Origin of the sequence: Streptomyces sp. NPDC048258, assembly GCF_043201995.1 — a bacterium.
Classification (GTDB): Bacteria; Actinomycetota; Actinomycetes; order Streptomycetales; family Streptomycetaceae; genus Streptomyces.
The window spans coordinates 16,222-34,492 of sequence record NZ_JBICZH010000022.1; the positions used below are offsets into that span (position 1 = coordinate 16,222).

At 72.2% G+C, this 18,271-nt stretch carries 15 protein-coding genes; 3 read left to right on the top strand and 12 right to left on the bottom strand.

Annotation, left to right across the window (positions count from 1 at the left end; genetic code table 11):
• Positions 1 to 16 precede the first annotated feature (16 nt).
• On the bottom strand, positions 17 to 1,006 hold the full coding sequence (locus ACGFYQ_RS34400) for a DUF5937 family protein (RefSeq protein WP_393750136.1): 990 nt from the start codon (positions 1,004 to 1,006) through the stop codon (positions 17 to 19).
• A 97-nt stretch (positions 1,007 to 1,103) separates the two neighbouring features.
• Between ACGFYQ_RS34400 and ACGFYQ_RS34405 the strand changes: the two genes are divergently transcribed.
• The gene (locus ACGFYQ_RS34405; protein WP_393750137.1) at positions 1,104 to 2,408 is read left to right on the top strand and encodes an MFS transporter; all 1,305 of its coding nucleotides are present in this window, start codon (positions 1,104 to 1,106) and stop codon (positions 2,406 to 2,408) included.
• A gap of 10 nt (positions 2,409 to 2,418) precedes the next feature.
• A complete protein-coding gene (locus ACGFYQ_RS34410) occupies positions 2,419 to 3,360 on the top strand; it encodes a PhzF family phenazine biosynthesis protein (RefSeq protein WP_393750138.1) in 942 nt (313 codons plus the stop codon).
• A 16-nt stretch (positions 3,361 to 3,376) separates the two neighbouring features.
• Here ACGFYQ_RS34410 and ACGFYQ_RS34415 read toward each other — a convergent pair whose 3' ends face one another.
• The 3 genes from ACGFYQ_RS34415 to ACGFYQ_RS34425 all read right to left on the bottom strand — a co-directional run bounded on the left by ACGFYQ_RS34415 (position 3,377) and on the right by ACGFYQ_RS34425 (position 5,652).
• Positions 3,377 to 4,276 (bottom strand): aminoglycoside phosphotransferase family protein, encoded by a 900-nt coding sequence (locus ACGFYQ_RS34415; protein ID WP_393750139.1) that lies wholly within the window; start codon positions 4,274 to 4,276, stop codon positions 3,377 to 3,379.
• Between the two features lie 73 nt (positions 4,277 to 4,349).
• Positions 4,350 to 5,159 (bottom strand): GNAT family N-acetyltransferase, encoded by an 810-nt coding sequence (locus ACGFYQ_RS34420; RefSeq protein ID WP_393750140.1) that lies wholly within the window; start codon positions 5,157 to 5,159, stop codon positions 4,350 to 4,352.
• Between the two features lie 76 nt (positions 5,160 to 5,235).
• Entirely contained in the window at positions 5,236 to 5,652 is a 417-nt protein-coding gene (locus ACGFYQ_RS34425) for a hypothetical protein (RefSeq protein ID WP_393750141.1), read from the bottom strand.
• Between the two features lie 238 nt (positions 5,653 to 5,890).
• Here ACGFYQ_RS34425 and ACGFYQ_RS34430 point away from each other — a divergent pair, with 238 nt between their 5' ends.
• On the top strand, positions 5,891 to 8,644 hold the full coding sequence (locus ACGFYQ_RS34430; protein ID WP_393750142.1) for an exo-beta-D-glucosaminidase: 2,754 nt from the start codon (positions 5,891 to 5,893) through the stop codon (positions 8,642 to 8,644).
• Positions 8,645 to 8,666: 22 nt separating this feature from the next.
• Here the strand turns inward: ACGFYQ_RS34430 and ACGFYQ_RS34435 are convergent, their stop codons facing one another.
• From ACGFYQ_RS34435 to ACGFYQ_RS34470, 8 genes are all read right to left on the bottom strand, one after another.
• Positions 8,667 to 9,638 carry an NAD(P)-dependent alcohol dehydrogenase gene (locus ACGFYQ_RS34435; protein WP_393750143.1) on the bottom strand — a complete coding sequence of 324 codons (972 nt, stop codon included), beginning with the start codon at positions 9,636 to 9,638 and terminating at the stop codon, positions 8,667 to 8,669.
• Positions 9,635 to 9,898 (bottom strand): helix-turn-helix transcriptional regulator, encoded by a 264-nt coding sequence (locus ACGFYQ_RS34440; protein WP_393750144.1) that lies wholly within the window; start codon positions 9,896 to 9,898, stop codon positions 9,635 to 9,637. The genes ACGFYQ_RS34435 and ACGFYQ_RS34440 overlap by 4 nt, the downstream gene beginning before the upstream one ends.
• Positions 9,892 to 10,320, bottom strand: coding sequence for a hypothetical protein (locus ACGFYQ_RS34445; RefSeq protein WP_393750145.1), 429 nt, complete (start codon positions 10,318 to 10,320; stop codon positions 9,892 to 9,894). Before ACGFYQ_RS34445 ends, ACGFYQ_RS34440 begins: the two co-directional genes overlap by 7 nt.
• 92 nt (positions 10,321 to 10,412) lie before the next feature.
• A complete protein-coding gene (locus ACGFYQ_RS34450) occupies positions 10,413 to 11,402 on the bottom strand; it encodes a hypothetical protein (protein WP_393750146.1) in 990 nt (329 codons plus the stop codon).
• Positions 11,399 to 12,676: an MFS transporter gene (locus ACGFYQ_RS34455; RefSeq protein ID WP_393750147.1), complete on the bottom strand. Its 1,278-nt coding sequence runs from the start codon at positions 12,674 to 12,676 to the stop codon at positions 11,399 to 11,401. Before ACGFYQ_RS34455 ends, ACGFYQ_RS34450 begins: the two co-directional genes overlap by 4 nt.
• Complete coding sequence (locus ACGFYQ_RS34460; RefSeq protein ID WP_393750148.1) at positions 12,676 to 13,995, bottom strand: discoidin domain-containing protein; 1,320 nt, start codon at positions 13,993 to 13,995, stop codon at positions 12,676 to 12,678. Before ACGFYQ_RS34460 ends, ACGFYQ_RS34455 begins: the two co-directional genes overlap by 1 nt.
• A 329-nt stretch (positions 13,996 to 14,324) precedes the next feature.
• On the bottom strand, positions 14,325 to 17,156 hold the full coding sequence (locus ACGFYQ_RS34465; RefSeq protein WP_393750149.1) for a DUF5682 family protein: 2,832 nt from the start codon (positions 17,154 to 17,156) through the stop codon (positions 14,325 to 14,327).
• A complete protein-coding gene (locus ACGFYQ_RS34470) occupies positions 17,153 to 18,265 on the bottom strand; it encodes an AAA family ATPase (protein ID WP_393750150.1) in 1,113 nt (370 codons plus the stop codon). The genes ACGFYQ_RS34465 and ACGFYQ_RS34470 overlap by 4 nt, the downstream gene beginning before the upstream one ends.
• Between the last annotated feature and the right edge of the window lie 6 nt (positions 18,266 to 18,271).

Genomic DNA, 18,271 nt, shown 5'->3' on the forward strand with positions numbered 1-18,271 from the left:
CCGACCCGCTGCCGGATCACCGCGCCCGCTCCAGCAGCGCGTTCCCGAGGTCGCTGGCCGTGTAGTGGACCTCGCGCCGGTAGCGGTGGCCGGTGACCAGGCCGGCCTCTCGCAGTACGGCGAGGTGCTGCGATACGGCGCCCAGGCTCAGCCCGGTCCGTGCTGCCAGCCGGGTCGTCGTGGACGGCGAGCTCGTGTGGGCGAGGACCTGAGCGCGGCTGCGGCCCAGCAGACGGGCCAATCCGTCCCCGGCGGCGTCACGCCGTTCCCACAGAGTGCCCACCGCCCGGGAAGGGTAGACCGCGCACGGTGGCGCCCCGCCCTGCCCCGACTGACCGGCCAGCAGACGGCAGCGGACCGCGAACCCGCTGGGAGCCAGGGTGATCCCGCCGCCGTCCAGGGCGAGTTCCCCCGTCGGCAGGTCGGCGGACACCAGGCGGTCGTCCCGCCAGTGCAGCGCCGGGTGGAGGTGGGCGAAGATCTCGCCGATGCCGTCCTCGGCGAGCTGGCGGGTACGGTACGCGACGTCGGCCTCCAGTACGGCGCGGATCCGCGGCCAGTACGGACGTACACCCGCATGCCACCACGCGAGCACCGCCTCGGCCAGCTCGGGCAGTACCCGTCCGGGGTCTTCGGCCAGCCGCTGCTCGAAGCCGGTAAGGGGAGTTCGCCGGCCGACCGCTTCGAGCCCGGCTCGCACCCTCTCGGCCGGCAGGGCCGCGAGCGCGGCGAGCTCCTCCTCCATCTCGGCCAGCGGACACCGCGGGGGCGGCGTCAGGAAGCTCCGTACCGCGCCGTCCCGGCCCACCAGGGCATGCAGCGGTGCCGTTCTTCCGGCGAGGTCGCGGTCCTGCCGGAGGGCCAACGCCTGTTTGATCCACGGCAGATGGACGGCATGCCGCCCGGGATCGGCCACCGCCGCCAGACTGGCGACCGTCTCCCACAACGGCGAGATCGCGAACCTGAGGTTGGCCATGTCGTCCACCCCGAAGAGCACCTCGCCCATACCCGCGTCCCCGCCCCTGCCCGTCTCGCCCCGGTGATGTTTTCACCCAGGCTAAAACAATGGTTCCGCCGTCCACGGGGTGGTGGTGTTCGCGGTCATGAAGACCTCGCTCACCGACACCACCGACACCACCGACACCGCCCACACTGCCGACGCCTCCCTCGACTCCGGCAGCGGCCTCCCCGCCCTCTTCCGCACGGCCGACTTCCGCCGCTTCTGGATCGGCGACACCGTCAGCCAGGCCGGCACGGCCGTCACCCTCCTCGCCCTCCCCCTCCTGGCGATCGGCACCCTGGGCGCCACCCCGTTCGAAGCGGGCCTGCTCGTGATGTGCGAATACCTTGGCTTCCTGCTGATCGGTCTGCCGGCCGGGGCCTGGGTGGACCGGATGCGCCGGCGCCGCGTCATGATCGCGGGCGACCTCGGCCGCGCCACCCTCCTCGCCTCCCTTCCCGCCGCGGCCTGGCTCGACGTCCTGACCCTCCCCCAGCTGTACGCCGTGGCCTTCGGCATGTCCCTCTGCACGGCCTTCTTCGACATCGCCTACCAGAGCCACCTCCCCGGACTCGTCGACGACTCCCGTCTGATGGAAGCCAACGTGGCCCTCGAAACGACGCGCACCCTCACCGCGGCCGGCGGCCCGGGTGCGGGCGGCGCGCTGGTCGGCGCGTTGACGGCGCCCGTGGCGATCGTCGTCGACGCGGTCAGCTTCCTGGTCTCCGCACTGTGCCTGTCCCGCATCCGCCGGGCCGACGCCAGGCCCGAGCCCCGCCCGGACGTACCGCTGCGAGCCGAGATCGCCGAGGGGCTCCGCCTCGTCTTCGGCGACCCGGTCCTGCGGGCGCTGACCCTCACCTCCGCGATCTCCAACCTGTTCGGCACGATCGGCGCCGCCATGCTGCTCGTGCTGCTGGCGGGAGAACTCGGCCTGTCGCCCCTCCTCTGCGGCTTGGTCTTCACCGCCGAGGCCGTCGGCGGTTTCCTCGGCAGCCTGCTCACGACGCGGATCGCCGCGCGTTTCGGGCGGGGCCGGGCGATGTGCGCGTCGGTGATCACCAGTGGTGTGCTGTGGCTGTCGGCGGTGCCGCTCTTCCACGACGACTGGCGCTTCGCCGTCGCCGTCACGCTCCAGAGCCTGGGCTGGACCGCGTTCATGACCTTCAAGATCAGCTCGGTCGCCTTCCGCCAACAGGTCTGCCCGGAGCCGCTCCTGGGCCGGATGACGGCGACGTTCCGCTTCGTGGTGTGGGGGTGCATGCCCGTGGGCGCGCTCGTCGGAGGGCTGCTGGGTGAGCACTTCGGCGCCCGGACGGCCCTGTGGACCGGGGCACTGGGCGAACTCCTGGCCGTACTCCCTCTCCTGCTCTCGCCGCTGCGGACCGCACGTGAACTCCCCCGGTAGCGTCGGCCCCATGCGCTACACCCACGTCGACGTGTTCACGGACCGCCCCTACAGCGGCAACAGCCTCGCGGTGTTCCCCGATGCCGACGCCCTGACCGGCGCCCAGATGCAGAGCGTGACCCGGGAGCTGCGGCACTTCGAATCCGTCTTCCTGCTTCGCGACGGCGCGGGGGACGAGAAGGAGGAGGAGGGGGACGCGGGAGACGCGGGATACGAGGGGGATGCGGGGGTCCGTACCCGGCGGGCGCGCGTCTTCGACCTCACCCGGGAACTGGACTTCGCCGGCCACCCCCTCATCGGCGCCGCCGCCGTACTGCACGCCCTCCACGGCGCCGAGGACCACGAAACCTGGACCCTGCGCCTGCCGGCCCGGACGGTGGAGGTCACCACCGAACGCCGCGGCCCTGGCCGGTACGCGAGCCTCCTCGACCAGGGCGCCGCCGAATTCCTGGGCCGCCCCGACCCGCACGACCCCGCCGCTCTCGCCGCGCTGGCCGCCCTTTTCGGCCTCGAACCGTCCGACCTCGACCCCGCCCTGCCCCCGGAGGTCCTCTCCACCGGCTTGCGCTACCTCGTCCTGCCCGTACGCGGAGACGCCCTTGCCCGGGCCCGCGTCCGCGCGCCGCTCGACACTCCCATGGCCCGTCTCGGCGCCCAGTTCGCCTACGTGCTCGACGCCGCCGCGCTGGAGGGACGGCATTGGGACAACGACGGCATCCTCGAGGACGTGGCCACCGGCAGCGGTGCGGGCTGCGCCGCTGCCTATCTGCGCCGCCATGGCCGCATCGGCTCCGGCGAGCGGTCCGTCCTGCGCCAGGGCCGTTTCACGGGGCGTCCCAGCGAGATGACCATCAGCGCGGAAGGCGACGGTCAGGACATCGGGTCCGTGCGCGTCGGGGGTGGCGTCGCCTTCGTGGCGGAGGGACACCTCCGCCAGCTCCCGCCGGCGTAGCGGTGATCCGGAGTCCTCAGCCCTCCTCCAGCACCGCCCGGATCACGTGCCGGGCGTTGCCCGCCATGGTCGGGTTCGTCTTCCGGTGGTGCGGCAGCGCGATCAGCGCCTGCGAAAGCGTCCGTGCCCGGCCGCGCTTCCAGGTCGCGTCGTCCACGCCGAGCGCCTCGCGGAAGACCTCCCTCGCGCCGGTCGGGAGCAGATTCCAGGCGGGGAACAGATCGCAGGCCGGGTCACCCACCCCCATGCACCCGAAGTCGATCACCGAGGACAGCCTGCCACCGCGCACCAGGAGATTGCCCGGCATCAGATCGGCGTGCAGCCATACCGGCGGACCGTCCCAGCCCGGGGCCCGCAGCGCGTCCTCCCATACGGCGGTCACGGCATCGCAGTCGACGCCCTCCTCCGGGATCCCGCGCAGTTCCCCGATCGCCGCCCGGGTCGACGCGTCGAGCGAGGCGAGCGGCCCACCGCGGTATGCCTTCGGCGCCGACGGCGCGGTGATGCTCCGCATGGCCGTCACGAACCCGGCCAGATCCCCGGCCAGCGGGACGGGCTCGCCGAGCGCCCCCGCCTCGGGGTTCTCCCCCTCCAGCCACCGGTACACCGACCACGGCCACGGATACCCCTCGGCGGGCTCCCCCGCGCCGAGCACCTCGGGGACGGGCGTCGGCAGCCGGGGCGCGAGACGGGGCAGCCACTCCCGCTCCATCGCCACGTCCTCGGCCCCGCCCTTCACCAGCGGCAGCCGTACGACCATGTCGTCGCCCAGCCGGTACATGCCGTTGACCGTGCCGCCGGAAGGGAACCGCTGCACCGCCAGCTCCGCCCACCGGGGGAACTGCCCGGCGACCAGTCGTCGTACGAGATCGACGTCGACGGAGTGCAGGCCGGGATGTATCTGTCCTGTGGTCATAGGCTGCCATCCGATCGCCGGACCCCGGCGGCCGTCAAACGCTTTTCCGGCCGTCCCGGCAGCGCCCAGCTCCCTAGGGCCGCTGGCCGCGGGCGGGCTGGTCGGCGATCAGCAGGGTGGTTCCGGCCGGCCGGAAGCCCAGCCGGGCGTAGAGGCGGGCGACCGACTCGCGTGCGTACGCGAGGAAGACGGTCCGCACACCGTGGTCCGCGGCGTGGGCGGCGAGGGCGGTGGCCACGGCGGCCCCGAGACCCTGGCGGCGCGCGGCGGGGTGGGTTCCGATGCCGCCGATCTCCGTGACACCGTCGCACGGGTGGTAGTGCCCGGCCGCCAGCGGCGAGCCGTCCGGTGCGAACGCGGCGACCAGCACCTTCGTACCGTCGCGCAGGGTCTGTCGAACGGCCGGTATCTCTCCGGCGGGTACGGACGCGGGTCCCCCGAAGGCGAGGCTGGGCACGGCGAGTACGGCGGCGAGGGCGGGGTCGTCGGCTGCCACGGCCCGTACGGTCACCCCCGCGGGGAGCGGCGCCGCGGCCGGTGCCCGCGCCGGGTCGAGGACCATCAGCGGGCGCTCCTCCACCGCGATCCCCGCCCCCTCGACCGTGGCGCGCAGCCCCGGTCCGGCCTCGGCGAGCCACTCGAAGGCCTGCGGAACGCCCAGCTCCCGCTGCCGGGCCCGTACCCGTTCCAGATCGGCGACCGTCACCGCCCGTCCACCGTCCCCCGGGACCGGCTGCGCGTGCGAGGGCCCGCCGTAGTACGGGGCGCCCGCTGCCCGGCGTACGAACAGCCGCAGCGTGCCGAACTCCTCGGCCTCGGCGAACAGCAGGGGCACGTGGGCGTAGTAGTGCTCGATACGGTCACGCAGCGTCAGCTCGGTCATGCGTGCATCCCATCACGTTCCCCGGGCCCGGGGCGTGGAGGGGGCCGCCTGCGGCAGCGGGCTCCGGTTCCGGCTCCTATTCCGGCTGGGTCACCGTCAGGGACCACCGGATGTTCTCCGCCGAGGCGTCGACCGACACCGAGAAGGATCCGCGCTGTACGACACCGGCGTCCATGGTCACCGAGCCGACACCCGCGCTGCCCGCCGGACAGTCCACCGCGAAGTCGGCCACCGGCGACCCCTGCGATTCCATGGCCACCCGCACGCTGCCGCCCCCTTCACAGGCCACGGTGAGTACGGTCGGCAGGCCGTCCCAGGCGCCCCCGGACGCGACACCGCCGTCTCCCGTGCGCTCGTCCACCCACACCAGGCCGTCGGGCCCGGGGTGCGGGAGGAGCGGGTCGCCCGCCGCGACTGCGGGCACCGCCCCCAGGCCCGCCATGGCGAAGGCCGCCAGCGTCGCCACGGCCAGAGTCTTCCTCGCACGTATCACGTCTGCTCCTTGATGATCCGTCATGGAGTAGACAGCGTCTGCGAGGGACGGTCCGCACACATGAGTACGCGTACTCATTCCTCGCTCCTCGCTCCTCGCTCCTCATTCCTTCCTGTGACGAGCCTTCCGCCTGCGGGGCCGCCCGCCGCCCGGGTCCGAGAGCCGCGCCGCCACGGGTGTCGCCGCCACCTGCGGGCCCTCCCGTGGCAGACTCGGCTCGTCCCCGTGGGAGGTCACCGTGTTCCACCGCCTCGCCCTCGTACACGGAAGAACCGCCGCCCTGGCCGTCATCGGCCTGGTCCTCGCCCTCACCGTCGGCACCTCCCGTGCGGCTCCCGCTCCGCGTCCGGCTCCCGCGCCGCCACGGGCGACCGCGGTCGCCGCCGTCCCGGGCAGCGAGACGGCCTTGTCCGGGTACGCGATCCAGTCGACGGCGAAGGTCGGGGACCCGGAGGCCGTTTCCAGCCCCGGCTATCCGGCGGCCGGCTGGTATCCGGCCGGCGCCCGCTCCACCGTCCTGGCGGCGCTGCTCGCCGCCGGCGTCCACCCCGACCCCTTCTACTCCACCCAGCAGAAGCTCATCCCGGCCGCGGACTTCACCGTGCCCTGGTGGTACCGGTCCGACTTCGTCATCACCGACACGACCCCTCGTACCTACCTGGACTTCAGCGGGGTGATCTCCGCCGCCGACGTCTTCGTCAACGGCCGCCGGATCGCCACCGCGAGCACGGTCGCGGGCGCGTACACCAGGCACGAGCTCGATGTCACCGACCTGGTCACGGCGGGCACCAATACCGTCGCCTTCCGGATCCGGCCCAACGATCCGCTCAAGCACCTCACGATGGGCTGGCTCGACTGGCTGCAGCCGCCACCCGACAAGAACATGGGCATCGTCCGTGACGTCGTGGTGCGCCGCGGCGGGCCGGTCGCCCTGCGCGACGCGCACGTGGTGACCGCCCTGACCATGCCGTCGATGTCCTCGGCCGACCTGACCGTCAAGGCGCGGGTACGCAACGACTCACCGGACACCGTCACCACGACGGTGTCCGGCACCGCGGGTCCGGCCACCGTCAGCCGGGGCGTCACGCTCGCTCCGCACGAGACCAGGACGGTGGTGTTCTCCCCCGCCGACCACCCCGGACTACGGCTGAGTTCGCCCCGCGTGTGGTGGCCCGCGGCCATGGGTGAACAGCCGCTGTACGGTCTCGACCTGACCGCGACCGTGAACGGCACGCCCTCCGACACCGCCCACGAGTCCTTCGGCATCCGTGAGGTACGGGCACCGCTGAACGCCGACGGCGCCCGGCAGTACCACATCAACGGCCGCCCGCTGCTGATCAAGGGCGGGGGCTGGTCCCCCGACGAGTTCCTGCGCTGGGACGCGACCTACGTCGAGGACCGCCTGAAATACGCCCTCGACCTGGGCCTGAACACCCTCCGGCTGGAAGGGCACATCGAGCCCGACGAGTTCTTCGACCTCGCCGACCGGTACGGGATCCTGACGCTTCCCGGCTGGGAGTGCTGTGACAAGTGGGAAGGCGAGGTCAACGACACCGGTGGCGGGGAGAGTTGGGACGCCGACGACCATGCCGTCGCCAAGGCGTCGATGGCGGCCGAAGCGGCCCGCCTCCGCCACCACCCCAGCGTGATCTCCTTCCTGATCGGCAGCGACTTCGCGCCGGACGAGGAGATCGAGCGGGGGTACGTCGACGCCCTGAACGACGCCGACTGGACGACTCCGGTGGTCCCCGCGGCCTCCGAGGCCTCCGCGCCGATCACCGGAAGCTCCGGGATGCGGATGACCGGTCCGTACGACTGGGTCCCGCCCGCCTACTGGTACGGCAAGCGGGAAGGGGGCGCCACCGGCTTCAACTCCGAGACCAGCGCCGGCCCGGATGTCCCGACCCTCGACACGCTGCGCCGCATGATGTCCCCGGCCGAGCTGGAGACCCTGTGGAAGAGCCCTTCCGCCGCCCAGTACCACCGCTCCCCCTCGGCCACCTTCGCGACGCTGCGGCTGTACGACGCCGCGCTGGCGGGCCGGTACGGTCCCCCGACGAGCCTGGAGGACTACGTACGCAAGGCGCAGCTCGCCCAGTACGAGAACGTGCGCGCGCAGTTCGAGGCGTACACCCGCAACGCCAAGGACGCCTCCGCACCGTCGACCGGCGTCATCTACTGGATGTTCAACAGCGGCTGGACCTCGCTGCAGTGGCAGCTGCTGGACCGCTATCTCGACCAGGGCGGGGCCTACTTCGGCGCGAAGAAGGCGAACGAGCCGCTGCACATCCAGTACGGGTACGACGACCGCTCGGTGACGGTCGTCAACAACCGGACGACCGCGGCCTCCGGGCTGACGGCCCGGGTGACGCTCTTCGACACCGACGGCACGCAGAAGTACGACCGGACGGCAACCGGCCTGAGCGTCGCGGGCGGTGGCGCGAGCAGCACCGCGCTGACCGTTCCATCGCCGGTCGCCGGCCTGTCCACCACCTATCTGGCCCGGCTGCTGCTCACCGACGGCGCCGGGCGGGAGGTGAGTCGCAACGTCTACTGGCTCTCCACGAAGGCGGACGTGCTCGACTACGCGCACACCGACTGGTACTACACCCCCACCACCTCCTACGCCGATCTCACGGGCCTGAACTCGATGGGGCGGACGAACGTCACCTCGACGGCCTCGACGACGGCGGACGGTTCGGGGGTGTCCACGACGACGGTCACCGTACGCCACGCGGGCACCGGGAACGCCCCTGCCCTGCTCACCGACGTCCACCTGGTGGGAGCGCAGGACACACCCGTACTGCCCGTCCGGTGGAGCGACAACCAGATCAGCCTGTGGCCCGGCGAGTCGGCGACACTGACGGCGACCTACCGGACCGCGGACCTGCACGGCTCCGCGCCACGGCTGCGGATCTCCGGGTGGAACACGCCGACGGTGACGGTCCCGGCCGATGCCCGGCGCGCGGGTGGACGGCCATGGCGCCGATGACCTGGGTGACGGGGGCCGGTCCCTACACGCGGATCGCGATCTTTCCTCGTACCTGACCACTCCTCAGGCGGTGTATCGCGGCGGGGACTTCGGCCAGCGGGTACGTACGGTCGACGACCGGGGTGAGCGAGCCGGACTCGATGAGCTCCCCGAGGACGCGCAGGTCGTCGGGGCGGGGGACGGAGGCGAGTGCGCGCAGCCGGTGACGGACGAAGGGCGACAGCAGCAGGGCCCGCAGCTGCCGGTCGTTGCCGCCGATCCAGCGGCCGTCGGCCTCCCCACCGACGATCACCAGGCTCCCGTGCGGGGTCAGGGCCCGGCGGAGCCGGCTCAGAGGGCGGTTGCCCGCGATGTCGAGGACGACGTCGTAGCGGTGGACGCCGTCGGTGGGGTCCTCGAGGACGTAGTCGACGACCTCGTCGGCGCCGAGGGAGCGGACCAGGTCCGCCTTGGAGCCACTGCAGACCCCGGTGACGTGGGCGGCCCCGAGCGCCTTGGCCAGTTGTACGGCGTATGTCCCCACCCCGCCCGAGGCTCCGATCACCAGGACCCGCCCGCCGGGCTCCAGCCGGCCGGCGCGCAGGGCCTGGAGGGCGGTGCTCGCGGAGATCGTGACGACGGCCGCCTGTTCGGGCGTGAGGCAGGCCGGCCGGGGAGCCAGCTCGTCCTCCTTGGCACACGCGTACTCCGCGAAGGAGCCGGTGCAGGTTCCGTAGACCTCGTCGCCCGGCCGGAAGCGGGTGACGTCCGGGCCGACGGCCTCCACGCGGCCCGCGACGTCCATGCCCCGGACGCGCTGCTTGGGGACCCTCAGGCCGAACCCCGCGGCGCGGATCGCGTACGGCATGCCCGCCATCAGGTGCCAGACGCCCTGGTCGACGCCGGCCGCGTGCACGTGCAGGAGCACCTCGCCCCGGCCGGGCACGGGCTGGTCGATCTCGTCGAGGTGCAGGACGTCGGGTGATCCGTAGACGTCTTGGACGATGGCTCTCATGCGGTGTCTCCCTCGGTGCCGGTGCTGTTCGAGCTGCCGGTGTGGGCTGCTGAATACTGAAAGACGCTGTCGAGCGGGACGCCGAAGACCTGGGCGATCTGGAAGGCCATCTCCAGTGACGGCGAGTAGCGGCCCTGTTCGATGGCGATGACCGTCTGGCGGCTGACGCCGATGCGCCGGGCGAGTTCGGCCTGGGTCATCTCGCCGTGGGCGAAGCGCTGGGCCCGGATGGTGTTGGTGACCCGCGTCGCCTTCACCACGGGTGGAATCCGAACCGGTAGGAAATGATCTTGACTGCCGAACCGAGCACCGACGACAGGACGAAGGCCAGGAAGATGGCGTTGGCGATCCAGAACGGATCGGCCTCTGCCATCGCGAGGACCAGCCCGGCGACCCCGCCGATCACGACGAACGACTGCCCCACGTACTCGCCGAAGCGGTGGATCTCCCGGTCGCGCTGGTCCTTGACGTTCGCCTCGCGCGGCGAGAACGCGGCGATCACGATGTGTGCGGCGATCGACGCGACGATCGACGAGCCGACCGTCCACAACAGGACTTCCACGTACGGCGCCCGGGTCAGCGGCACTCCTGCGGGGCGTCCCAGCACGACCCACAGGTACACCGCGTACGACCCGACCGCGGCCACCAGCATGCTCCAGGCACGCTTCTCCTCGATTGCCACTCCCGCTCCCCATGTCAAGAAAACCAGACACTCGGAGTGTCAAGCAGTCGCGACACCGTGTCAAGTATTCTTGACCTTCCACACGGCGGCGTTCAGCGCACGGCGACCGGCGAGGAGCCACCCGGCACCACGAGGCGGGGCGCGCCCGTGCCGTCCGCCGGGACCGACCAGATGTCGCTCGCACGTCCGTCGCGTCCCGGCAGGGCGTAGGCGACGCTCATGTCATCGAGCCAGGCGGCCTGGTCGTCGACGCTGTGCGGCTCGGACAGGGGGTGTTCGCGCATGGTCGCCAGGTCGAGGACGTACAGCCGCCAGGGCGCCGCGGGGTCGTCCGAGACCTTCTTCTTGAAGGCGATCCGGGAGTTGTCCGGCGACAGCGACGGACATTCGGCGTTCTCGCGCAACGCCGTCGCCGTCCAGTTCCGCAGGTCGCCCTCGACGAGGTGGGTACGACCCTTGGTCGAGACGGTGGCGTAGAAGCGGTTGTCGTCGCGGGCGAAGGTCACACCCCAGTAGTTGACGTCGGGGGCGTGGTAGCGGGCCCCGTCCAGGGTCAGCGGGATCTCCTCCATCGACTTGACCAGATAGCCGGTGTTCAGGTCCAGGATCGACGTCCGCGTCGAGAAAGCGGAGGTGGCGTAGGAGTCGCCGGTCGCGAACGTCGTCCAGGACAGCAGCCGTCCGGAGGCGGAGACGCGGGCCCGGTTGGGGATACCGGGGACGGTCACGCGGCGGACCTCGCGCAGCTGCCGGTCGAGCACGAGGGCCTGGGTGCGCGCCGGGATGCCGGGCAGCTTGCGCAGGCACAGGGCACGGTCCCCCGCCGCGTGGAACCGGTCGCAGGAGGGGCCGCCGGGCGTACGGGAGCCGTCGGGGCCGGGCCCGCGGGTGACCAGCCCGGTGGCCGGGTCCCGGAAGTAGAGACCGGGCTCTTCAAGGCTGAACGAACCGTCGGCATGGGCCTGTTGGGGCGGCTGGTCGCGATGCCTGGCGTGCAGGACGTAGCCCAGGGAGCCGCCCGCGAGAAGGAGTACGGCGGCCACGACGAGGACGAGGCGGAGCTGCTGCGGACGGGGCTTCACGGCGCCTCCGGGGCGACGGGGGCGGGGGCCGGGGCGGGGGCCGGGGCCGGGGTCGGGGTCGGGGCCGGCAGGATGCGCCAGGCCGCCGTGAGCGCCCCGGCCAGCGCGAGCGCCGCGGTCCACAGGGCGGGCCCCTGCCCCCAGAGGGTCCAGGCGGCCCCGAACCCGGCCGCGCCGAGCAGCCGGGCCAGCGCCTGGCCGGTCTGCAGCACCGCGAGACCGCCCGCCCGGCCGTGCGCGGGCAGCACGGGGCCGGCGAGCGCCATCAGGACGCCGTCCGTGAAGGCGTAGAACACGCCCAGCAGAACCAGTACGGCCAGGACGGTCGGCCAGACGACAGGGGTGAGCAGCACCGCGTACGCGCCGAGCAGCGCGGCGTGGCCGAGCAGGAAGGGCAGCCGCCGCCCGGTCCGGTCGGCGAGCCGGCCCGCCGGGACGGCGAGCAGCAGATAGCCGGCTGCCGCGCCGAGCGGCAGCAGCGGGAACAGGGTGGGCGGGAGGTCGAGACCGCGCTGGAGCAACAGGTAGAGGAAGGCGTCGCCGATGGTGGCGGCGCCGAGCAGGGAAGCGGCGCACAGGATGCGACGGAAGGCGGGGTCACGAAGTGCCCTTCGCCGAACGAGAGTTGTCACGGAAGCGGCGGGGCGGGACGCGGCGGCCGGGACGTACAGGACGAGGAGGAGCACGCCGAGCAGTCCGGTGCAGAAGCTGACGGCGAACACCGCGTCGTAGGCGTCGGCGGTCGCCCACAGCACGGCGAACGCGGCGAGCGGGCCGAGGAGTGCGCCCGTGGTGTCCATGGCGCGGTGTACGCCGAACGCCCGGCCGAGGGTCTCCGGCGGGCCGCTGAGCGAGATCAGGGCGTCGCGCGGGGCGGTGCGGATGCCCTTGCCGAGCCGGTCCGCGGCGAGTGAGGCGGCGATCCCGGCGGTGGCGCCGCCGGCGAGGAGCAACCCGAGCCGGGAGAGCGCGGAGAGCAGGTAGCCGGCTCCGGCGACCCGCTTGTGCCGGCCGCCGCGGTCGGCGAGCCGCCCGCCGAGGAGCCGCACGAGCGCGGTCGCGCCGTTGAACATGCCGTCCAGGAATCCGAATTGGAGCGGCGAGAGACCGAGGCCCAGGACGAGGTAGAGCGGCAGCACCGCCGTGACCATCTCGGAGGAGACGTCGGTGACGAGGCTGACCGCGCCCAGCGCGAGGACGGTGGCGGGGACGCGCCGCCGGGCCCCTGGGGTGCGGGGCGGCGCGTCCGGGCGGCCGGTGTTGGCCAGGTACATCAGTGGCAGCTGTACTTCGGGCTCGTGTCCTTGACCTGTCCGTCGCTGCCGACGTAGGTCCAGCCGTAGCCGGAGTCGGTGAACTCCAGCTTCAGTACGCCGTATTGGCCGCTGATCCGCTTCTGGCTGTTGGGCTGGACGTCCTCGATCGGGTAGGGCTCGGCGCCGCCCATGCCTCCGACGACCTCCACGATCCCGCCCGCGGTCGCCTTGCCGTCGGGGTCCTGCGGGGCGAACCGCTCGTAGTGGTGGTCGTGCCCGTTGAGGACGAGGTCGGCCTTCGCCCCGTACAGGATCTTCCACACGGGCTTCGAGACCGGGTCGTTGCCGTGGCCGCCCGACGAATACAGCGGGTGGTGCCAGTAGGCGGCTATGCACCGCTTGCCGTTGGCGGCGAGGTCGGCCTTGAGCCAGTCGATCTGGGCGGCCTGGTCGAAGGAGTTGGAGTCGAGGGCGATGAAGTGCCAGTTGCCCTCGTCGAAGCTGTAGTAGCTCTTGCCCTGCGGGTAGGCGATGCTCCCGAAGTAGCCCTTGTACCCGACGAGGGAGCCGGCCGGGTCGTACGTCTCGTGGTTGCCCGGAACCGGGTGGGTCTTGGCCTTGAAGGCGCCCCAGGTCTTGTCGTAGTAGGTGCGGTAGTCCACGAGCCGGGCGTCGTCGTACTGGTTGTCGCCCATCGTCAGATAGAACTTCGGATCGATCTGCCGGGCGAGCGCGGCGGTCTTCGGGTGCGCGCAGCCGCTGTCGGAGGCCGTGCACTGGGCGGCGATGTCACCGGCGGCGACCACCGTGAAGGCGCCTGCGGGCGGCGGCCCGCCGTCGAGGGTGCCGTACACCTCCGCCTCGAAGAGCGAGTAGCCGTACGCCGTGCCGCGCGCGGTGCCGTAGACGCGCAGGTACCTGCCCTTGCCCGACAGCCCGGTCCAGTCGTCGGTGCCGCCGTTGCCGGCGCTCTCCTGAGCCATCGGGGTCCACGTCGCCCCGTCCGTGGACACCTCGACGCGGTACGCCTTGGCGTAGGCCGCCTCCCAGTTCAGCCTGACCCTGGAGACGGTGGCGGCGGCGCCGAGGTCGACCCGGATCCACTGCGGGTCCTTGCCCTCGGCGCTGGCCCAGCGGGTCGTGGCGGCGCCGTCGAAGGCGTTCCCGGCGTCGAGCGAGGAGCTTTCGGCGGAGGAGGCGGTGGCGGGTTTTCCGCGCGAGATGAGCGGGTCGGCGGCGGCTCCGGCCCGTCCGGGCCAGGCGAGCAGGAGCCCGCCGACGAGCGCGAGCGTGGCGGCGAGGACGAGGAGGTGGGTGTGAAGTCGGCTGCGGAACACGGGGGGTCGAGCGAAGCCATGCAGGTGCATACCTGGACTCCCTGGCCTTGGGGACGGCGAGAGCTGGACACCGGTGCGGGACGCCGCCCCTCGGCCGGGGGCGGGCAGAGGGGCAGCGTCACGGCGGCCGGGGCAGAGCTCTCGCTGAGCGCGTCATGCCCGAGGTGGGGCACCGCGCCAAGCCGCCGACGGGGAGCGTAGCGGATAGGAAAGTTTCCTACCAGTGGTGTAACCGGACAGGCGAGGAGGGGCGTTGGAACACGATCCGGCCCCACCTGCCACGCACACGCGGGGCGGCGGCCCTGGTGCGGGGCAGCCGCCCCCGGAGGTCATGCGCCCGCCAGCAGCACCTCCAGGGCCTCGGCCGTGGCCGGATGGAGACCGACCAGGACCGCGCCCTGCGGGCCGGGATCCGGCGACTGCCAGGTCCCGTCGCAGCCCAGCAGGCTCGCGACCGCGTCGCACGTCGCCGGGTGGGCGGCGAGCAGCGCGCAACCGCCGGTGCCTCCGTCCGCCCGCCGCGTCGCGACCGCCGCTTCCGGCTGCGCCCGCCACGGCGGCACCCACTCGTCCAGCGCCGCGAGCCGGCCGGGGAAGATCCGCCCGGCCTCACGGATCAGCAGTGGGGCCAGCTCGGCGCCACCCGCTCGCAGGGTGGTGATCAGGGTCGGCAGCCACGGCAGGAGAACCGGGTCCGGCAGCCGTCCGAACGCGTGCGACACGGCCTCGACGACGAAGTCGGTGAGGCCCGGGACGGGTTCCAGGGCGTGTACGAAGCCGCTGAGGTAGCGCGGATAGGCGGGCACCACGAGGGGGTTGCCCAGCAGTTCGTCGCACCGCGTCCGGAGGTCCGCGCGGGAGAGGCGCCCGAGCTGCACCTGAGCCGCCCACAGCAGCGCCGTCTTCGGCGGGTCCTGCGGATGCGACTGGGCGACCGCCAGCTCGAGTTGGGTCCGGTCGCACCCCAGGGACAACGCCAGGCTCTCCATGCTGAACAGGAAGCCCAGCGTCGCCGCCACGTGCCGGACGGTGGCGTCGTCGTCGGTGAACGCCGTCGGCAGCAGGGTGCAGTAGTGCGCGTATCCGGTCTTGGCGAAGGACTCGATCCACGGCGGCAGCACCGGCTCGCTGGTGCGGTAGTACGCCAGCAGTCGCCGTACCCGGCGCAGCACCTCGGGTGCGCCGTCGACGCCGCGTTCGGCCGAGAGCACGTCCAGGGCGCGTGCGCCCAGTTCGTCGGCGAGGCGGCGGCTGCGCAGGTACAGCGTCGCGTCCTCGACGGTTTCCAGGACCGTCGCCGCGGTGGCCCGCGGGGCGTACGCCGTGCGGCGCAGGCGCTGCTCCAGGACCTGCTCGATGCTGACGCCCTCGTAGCCGAGCTCGATGAGCGCACGCTGGTGGGTGCCCAGCGCGAGGTCCCACGACTCCTGGATCGGCCGCTCCCCCAGCCTCCGCTCGCCCATGATCGGCCGGGCGGTGCCGTGCGGCATCAGGTACCGCAGCATCCACAGCACGTCGGAGCACTGCTCCAGCTCCGGCCGCCCCGCGATGTCCAGCAACGCCCGTTGCACGCCACGCTGCTGGAGCTTCAGGTTCAGGGGCGCGAGCCGGTCGTGCACGTCACGGGCCAGCGGTGGCAGCGCGTCGTAGCCGACCTGGCCGATCCGGTCGCCGCCCATCATGATCTCGACGAGGCGGCGCACGTCACGCCGGCCGGGCACCGTGTCCTTCTCGATGCAGGTGACGGCCGCGTCCTGGAAGTCGTACGGCGTGGGCCTGGCCCGGTCGCGCATCCGGGCCAGCAGGATCGACGTCTCGAACACCGCGATGGCGTCGGCGGTGGAGGCGAGGTAGCCGTTGCGGCGCGCGGCGCGCACGATCTCCACCGACCAGCCGAGCAGTTCGGCCTCGTCCAGCCGGTCCAGGACGGGTGGTTGCCGCAGGAACCCGGTCAGCTTGTCGGAGGACGGTACCGCCGGTTCGGGAGCCGCGGCGGCCGCGGTCTTCTTCGCCTTCGGTCCGTTCGGCCCCTTCAGTCCCTTCGGCCCCTTCGCGCCCGCCTGCCCCGCCAGGCGGTACGGCTCCACGCGCGTGCGCCTGACGTTCTTCGCCCAGACCGTCGCGGCGATCGACACCGAGCCGGCGGCGAGGCCGAACTGTGCCTCGATCGCCGCGTGACTGGACGGGATCAGTCCGTGCAGCCACTTGGTGCCGCTGCGCGGGCTGATCTCGAAGGTGTCGGCGCCCTGGACGCCGAACTCCGCGACACGGCTGGCCGCGTGGAAGGCGCCGCAGACGTAGAGGCAGTCCGCGGGATCGGTGCCGGTGGCGGCCAGGTGCTCGCGCATCCTGGTCCACATGTAGCGCTCGCGGTCCTCGTCCACGCGCACGCGCCCCGGATCGCCGGGGGCGAGGCGCCGGAACAGGCTGCCGATCAGGAGCATGACCTGTCGGTAGGTGTCGTGGTCGCTGTCGCCGAGGGGCAGTTCGACGTACTGGTGCCACCACTCCGACCAGTGCCGCACCTTGCCGTGACGCAGCAGGTGCTCCTCCAGCTCGGCGAAGCGCGGCCGGAGGTCACCGATCTCCACCCCGACCGCGTCGCCGTGCAGTGCGGCCTCCTCGTCGGCGGGCGGCGCGTCGGCATCGGCATCGGCGGTCTCACCGGGGTGCGTCCCGCGCGCGTCCCACTGGAAGACGTGGTCCGAGGAACGGTCGACGAGGACCAGTTCGACGCCCGGCGTGTCCAGTGCGTACGCGATCGCCTGGTACTCGGCCGAGGCCTCGGTGATCGGTGCGACCACCGAGAGCGGGGACCACTCGGCCGGGAATCCGTCGGTCTCGGTCGCGAACGCCTGGACCGCCACCGGGAGCTTGCAGTTGCGCAGCTCGGTCAGCAGCGGCGCCATGTCCTCGCACAGCTCCAGGTACACGACCTTGGGCTGCTTCTCCCGCAGGCGGCGCGCCATCGCGACCGCCGAGGCCGGCGAGTGGTGGCAGACGGGGAAGATCTCCAGTGGCTCACGCACCGCGCGGTCGACGTCGTCGACGATGCCGAGGAGGATGCCCTCCAGGGCGTCGGGCCCGTCGGCGAACGTCCCGGCGGCCTCCTGGAGCTGCCCGCGCAGCGCCTCGAAGGTTCCCTCGTGGGTGCTGCTCACGACAGGGTGGCGATCGCGTCGCGGCCGCCCTCCAGGAACTCCGGCCAGCATCCGCCCTCCTCCTTGCTGCGCGGCTCGACGACGCCGTGCAGGTACTTGTTGAGGATGGCCAGGTCCTCGGGCTCGCGCCGGGCCAGTGACCCGACGAGCGAGGACGCCAGCGCGTGGGCGGTCAGGGCACGCTCGCCGAAGAAGTCGCTGTGCAGGATCGCGTCCTCCAGCACGCCGATCTGTTCGGCGGTGGACAGCGCGGACTCCAGCTTCTCGTCGTCGCTGCCCGCCGCGGCCGCCGAGGCGCGCAGGTCGGCGAAGCTCTGGAGCAGCACGTCGAGCAGTGTCGGCGGCACGTCCAGTTCGAGCTGGTGGCGGCGGAGCAGTTCCTCGGTGCGGAAGCGGACGATCTCCGCCTCGCTCTTCTTGTTCGTCACCACCGGGATGCGGACGAAGTTGAAGCGGCGCTTGAGCGCCGAGGACAGGTCGTTGACTCCCCGGTCGCGGCTGTTGGCGGTGGCGATGATCGAGAAGCCGGGCTTGGCGAAGACGATGCCGTCACTGTCCAGTTCCGGGACCGAGAGGTACTTCTCGGACAGGATAGAGATCAGCGCGTCCTGGACGTCGCTGGTGGAGCGGGTGAGTTCCTCGAAGCGGCCGATCGTGCCGGTCTCCATCGCGGTCATGATCGGCGAGGGGATCATCGACTCCCGCGACTGGCCCTTGGCGATGACCATGGACACGTTCCAGGAGTACTTGATGTGGTCCTCGGTGGTGCCGGCCGTGCCCTGCACCACCAGCGTGGAGTTGCGGGAGATCGCGGCGGACAGCAGCTCGGCCAGCCAGCTCTTGCCGGTGCCGGGGTCGCCGATGAGCAGCAGCCCGCGGTCGGAGGCCAGGGTGACGATGGAGCGCTCGACGAAACTGCGGTCGCCGAACCACTTCTGCGAGATCTCCCGGTCCAGGCCGTCGGAACGCTCGGAGCCCAGGATGAACAGGCGGACCATCTTGGGTGACAGGCGCCAGGAGAAGGGCTTGGGGTTGTCGTCGATGGACTCCAGCCAGTCCAGTTCCTCGGCGAACTTGATTTCGGCGGGGGCGCGCAACATGTCGGACATAACAGG

What these genes read in the sequence shown, in the direction of transcription:
- ACGFYQ_RS34435 (WP_393750143.1), bottom strand. Translation starts at nt 9,638, where the DNA reads ATGAGAGCCATCGTCCAAGACGTCTACGGATCACCCGACGTCCTGCAC.
- ACGFYQ_RS34455 (WP_393750147.1), bottom strand. Translation starts at nt 12,676, where the DNA reads ATGTACCTGGCCAACACCGGCCGCCCGGACGCGCCGCCCCGCACCCCA.
- ACGFYQ_RS34405 (WP_393750137.1), top strand. Translation starts at nt 1,104, where the DNA reads ATGAAGACCTCGCTCACCGACACCACCGACACCACCGACACCGCCCAC.
- ACGFYQ_RS34410 (WP_393750138.1), top strand. Translation starts at nt 2,419, where the DNA reads ATGCGCTACACCCACGTCGACGTGTTCACGGACCGCCCCTACAGCGGC.
- ACGFYQ_RS34400 (WP_393750136.1), bottom strand. Translation starts at nt 1,006, where the DNA reads ATGGGCGAGGTGCTCTTCGGGGTGGACGACATGGCCAACCTCAGGTTC.
- ACGFYQ_RS34420 (WP_393750140.1), bottom strand. Translation starts at nt 5,159, where the DNA reads ATGACCGAGCTGACGCTGCGTGACCGTATCGAGCACTACTACGCCCAC.
- ACGFYQ_RS34415 (WP_393750139.1), bottom strand. Translation starts at nt 4,276, where the DNA reads ATGACCACAGGACAGATACATCCCGGCCTGCACTCCGTCGACGTCGAT.
- ACGFYQ_RS34470 (WP_393750150.1), bottom strand. Translation starts at nt 18,265, where the DNA reads ATGTCCGACATGTTGCGCGCCCCCGCCGAAATCAAGTTCGCCGAGGAA.